We start from the raw sequence: 4,652 nt of genomic DNA, 5'->3' as shown, positions 1-4,652 counted from the left end.
CGCTGGCGGCTGAACTCGATGAAGGTGTTGGGCGTGGCCATGACGGTCACGCCGCCCGCCAGCGCGAGCGTGCACTCACCGTTGCGCAGCGCCTGCACGGCCAGGTGCAGGGCCACCAGCGAGGACGAGCACGCGGTGTCCACGGACACCGCCGGGCCCTGAAGGCCCAGGGTGTAGGCCACCCGGCCGGAGGCCACGCTGGCATAGCTGCCGTTCCGCAGGTAACCCTCCAGTTCCTCGGGCACCTTGCTCAGCCGTGAACCGTAGTCGTTGTACATGACGCCGGTGAAGACGCCGGTCTGGCTGCCGCGCAGCGCGGTGGGGTCGATTCCGGCGCGTTCGAGGGTTTCCCAGGCGGTCTCCAGGAGGAGGCGCTGCTGGGGGTCGGTGGCCAGGGCTTCGCGTGGGCTCAGGCCGAAGAACTCGGGATCGAAGTCGGCGGCGTCGTGGAGGAAGCCGCCCTTGTGGGTGTAGATGTGTCCGGCTTTGGCGGGGTCGGGGTCGTAGAGGTCGTCGAGGTTCCAGCCGCGGTCGGTGGGGAAGCCGCCGATGGCGTCGGTTCCGTTGGCGACGAGCTGCCAGAGGTCCTCGGGTGACGTGACTCCGCCGGGGTAGCGGCAGGCCATGCCGACGATGACGATCGGGTCGTCCGTCGTCGCGACGACGGCCGTGGTGGTGGTCGTTCCGGCCGTCGCGCTTCCAGTGATCCGTTCGCCCAGGTATCCGGCGAGCGCGGCGGGCGTGGGGTGGTCGAAGACGAGCGTGGCGGGCAGGCGCAGGCCGGTGGCGGTGTTGAGACGGTTGCGGAGCTCGACCGCCATCAGCGAATCGAAGCCCAGTGTCTTGAACGGCTGGTTCGCGGCGACGCCGTCGGCCTCGCCGTGGCCGAGCACGGTGGCCACTTGACGACGTGCGAAGTCGAGCAGCGCGCGGTCGCGCTCCTCCGCGGGGAGGCCGGCGAAGCGCTGTGCCCAGCCGCCGTCCCCGCGCTCGTCGTCCATCGCCTGCGCGGCGCGGCGCACGGGAGCCCTGACCAGGCCGCGGAAGACCGGTGGCACTCCGTCCGGGACGGCGCGAGAGCGCAGTCCGGCGAGGTCCAGCCGGGCCGGCACGAGCGTCGCTTCCACGCGTGCGAGCGCCGCGCCGAAGAGGGCGAGCCCTTCGTCCGAGGGCAGCGGTGCCACTCCCGCCCGTGCCATGCGCGCGATGTCCGCGCCGCCCAGGTGTCCGGTCATGCCGCTGGCCTCCTCCCACAGGCCCCAGGCCAGGGAGGTGGCGGGCAGCCCGTGGGCGCGGCGGTGGGCGGCGAGGCCGTCGAGGTAGGCGTTGGCGGCGGCGTAGTTGCCCTGTCCCGCGTACCCGATCGTGCCGACGACGGAGGAGAAGAGGACGAACGCGCTCAGGTCGCGGTCCCGCGTCAGCTCGTGGAGGTGCCACGCGGCGTCGGCCTTGGCGCCGAGCACGGTGGCCAGGCGTTCCGGCGTCAGGCTGTCGAAGGTGCCGTCGTCCAGCGTCCCCGCGGTGTGGACGACGGCGGTCAGGGGGTGTTCGTCGGGGACGGTGGCGAGCAGTGCGGCCAGGGCGTCGCGGTCGGCGACGTCGCAGGCGGTGATGGTGGTGTGGGCGCCGAGTGCGGTGAGTTCGGCTTGGAGTTCGGTTGCGCCGTTGGCGTCGGGGCCGCTCCTGCTGACGAGCAGGAGGTGGCGTGCGCCGTGCTCGGTGGCGAGGTGCCGGGCCAGCAGCGAGCCCAGGCCGCCCGTGCCGCCGGTGACGAGGACGGTGCCTTCGGGGTCGAGGCCCCGTCCACCGGCCTCGGCGCGGTCGGCACGCCCCAGGCGCGGTACACGGAACTCGCCGTTCCGTACGGCGAGTTGAGGTTCACCCGTGGCCAGCGCGGTCCGCAGGAGACCGGCGGCGGGCTCGGCCTCGTCCGCGTCAAGCAGGACGAGGCGCCCGGGCTGCTCGGACTGCGCCGTGCGCAGCAGACCCCAGACGGCCGCCGCGGGGAGGTCCGTGACGTCGTCGCCGTCCCGCGTGGCGACCGCGCCGCGCGTGGTGACGATCAGCCGCGCGTCGGCGAAGCGCTCGTCGGCCAGCCACTCCTGGACCGTACGCAGCACTTCTCCGAGGGTGGAGTGCAGGTCGCCGCCCGTGACGGGGAGCACCGCGTCCGAGCCCGCGCCGGCCGCGGCGAGCGCGACCGGCTCCGGGTGGGCGGCGCCGTCCGCCGCGGGAACGGCCAGTGGCGACCAGTCCAGCCGGTACAGCGACCGGCCGGGCCCGGACGTGCGGCTCGCGGCGGCCAGTTGCTCGACGGAGACGGGCCGCAGGGCCAGCAGTCCGGCCTCGGCGACCGGGGCTCCCGTCGGGTCGTAGGCCATGACGGACGTGGTGTCCCGGCCCGTCGGCGTGAACACCACCCGCAGTTCCCGGGCCCCCGTGGCGTGCAGCCGCAGGCCGTCCCAGGCGAAGGGCAGCAGCGGCCCGTCCTCTGCGTGGTCCCGTAGCACGACGGCGTGCAGGGCCGCGTCGAGCAGCGCCGGGTGGAGCCCGAAGGCTTCGGCTCCTTCCCGCTGTTCCTCCGCCAGCCGCACGTCGGCGAACAGCTCGCCGCCGCGCTGCCACAGGGCGCTCAGGCCCTGGAAGGCGGGGCCGTACTCGTAGCCCTGGGCGGCGAGGAGCTCGTAGCGCGCGGTCAGGTCGACGGGCGTGGCGCCCGCCGGGGGCCAGGCGCCGAGGGCCTCCGTGGCGGCCGGTTCGCCGAGGCCCAGGAAGGCGGTCGCGTGCCGGGTCCACTCCCCGTCGTTCGCGCCGAGGGCGTCGGCCGTGGGACGCGAGTACACGCGCAGCGGGCGCCGGCCCGAGGGGTCCGTCGCTCCCACGGCCAGCTGGAGCTGGATCTCGCCGTCTTCGGGGAGGATCAGCGGTGCTTCGAGCGTGAGGTCGTCGACTTGGTCGCACCCCGCCTCGTCCGCCGCGCGCAGGGCCAGTTCCACGAACGCGGTGCCGGGCAGGAGGACGGTGCCCGCCACGGCGTGATCGGCCAGCCACGGGTGGGCGCGCACCGACAGCCGGCCGGTGAGCAGCAGCCCGCCGTCATCGGCGAGGGAGACCAGGGCGCCCAGCAGCGGATGGTCCGCCGTGGCGAGTCCGGCACCCGCCATGTCTCCCGTCGCGGCCGGGGTCTCGATCCAGTACCGGCGGCGCTGGAACGCGTAGGTGGGCAGCTCCACCGGCCGCGCCGGCCCCGCGGTGCCGGGCACCGCGGCCCAGTCCACCTCGTGGCCGCCGACGAACACGGTGGCGAGGGAGGTCAGGAACTCGCGCCAGTCGCCCTTGTCGCGACGGAGCGAGCCGACGACCACGGTGGGGGCGTCCTGCCCGGTCTCCTCCGTGGCCGCTTCGAGGGTTTCCTGCACACCCACGGTCAGCACGGGGTGCGGGCTGCTCTCGACGAACGTCCGGTGGCCGTCGGCCGCCAGGGCCCGGATCGCCTTCTCGAACTGGACGGTGTTGCGGAGGTTGCGGTACCAGTAGTCGCCGTCCAGCGCCGTCGTGTCGACGGGCTCGCCGAGGAGCGTCGAGTAGAACGTCACGTCCGACGCGCGCGGCGTCACGTCTGCCAGCGCCTGGAGCACCGCGTCGCGGATCTCCTCCACGTGCGCGGAGTGCGAGGCGTAGTCCACCGCGATCGTCCTGGCCCGGATGCCCTCGTCCCTGCAGGACTCCACCAGCTCCGCGAGCGCGTCGGGATCACCGGACACCACCGTGACGGACGGCCCGTTGACCGCCGCGACCGAGAGCCGGCCGCCCCAGCGTTCCAGCCGGGCCTCCGTCTCCTGCGGCGACAGCGGTACGGAGCCCATGCCGCCCTTGCCCGCGAGTGCGCGGATCGCCTGGCTGCGCAGGGCGACCACCTTCGCCGCGTCGTCCAGCGACAGCGCGCCGGCGACGTACGCGGCGGCGATCTCGCCCTGCGAATGCCCGACCACGGCGGCGGGAACGATGCCCACGGAGCGCCACACCGCTGCCAGCGACACCATCACGGCGAACAGCGCGGGCTGCACCACGTCCACGCGCTCCAGCCCCGGAGCGCCGGGGGCGCGGCGCAGCACCTCGGTGAGCGACCAGTCCACGTACGGCGACAGGGCGCGCTCGCACGCGGCGATGCTGTCGGCGAACACGGCGTGGGAATCCAGCAGTTCCACCGCCATTCCGTCCCACTGCGAGCCCTGGCCGGGGAAGACGAGGACGGCCCTGTCGGCGCCTGCCGGGGCACCTCCGACCACGGCAGCCAGGGTGTCCCCGCTCGTCAGCCCGTCCAGACCGGCGAGCAGGCTCTCGTGGTCCTCGCCGAGGACCACGGCACGGTGGCCGAGGAGCGCCCGGCCGGTGACGAGGGCGTGGGCGACGTCGGCGGGGCGGGGGAGGGGCGCCGCGGCGAGGTGCTCGCGCAGCTGCCGCGCCTGGGCGCGCAGTGCGGCCTCGTTGTGTCCGGAGAGCACCCAGGGGATGACGCTCGTGGGGGTGGGTTCGTCGTGGGTCTGTTCGGTTGGTGGGGTGGGTTGTTCGAGGATGAGGTGGGCGTTGGTGCCGCTGATGCCGAAGGAGGAGACGGCGGCGCGGCGGGGTCGATTGTCGGGGGTGGTCCA

Annotated in this window: 1 protein-coding gene; it reads right to left on the bottom strand. The window is 74.3% G+C overall.

The window, feature by feature from the left end:
* Positions 1-4,652, bottom strand: a 4,652-nt coding sequence (locus ACWDBB_RS35940; RefSeq protein ID WP_449793610.1) for an SDR family NAD(P)-dependent oxidoreductase, incomplete at both ends; no start/stop codon positions are given.

This window comes from Kitasatospora sp. NPDC001095 (assembly GCF_053598615.1).
Note: the sequence above shows the minus strand (reverse complement) of the source record. Positions and strands in the feature narration are given on the sequence as shown.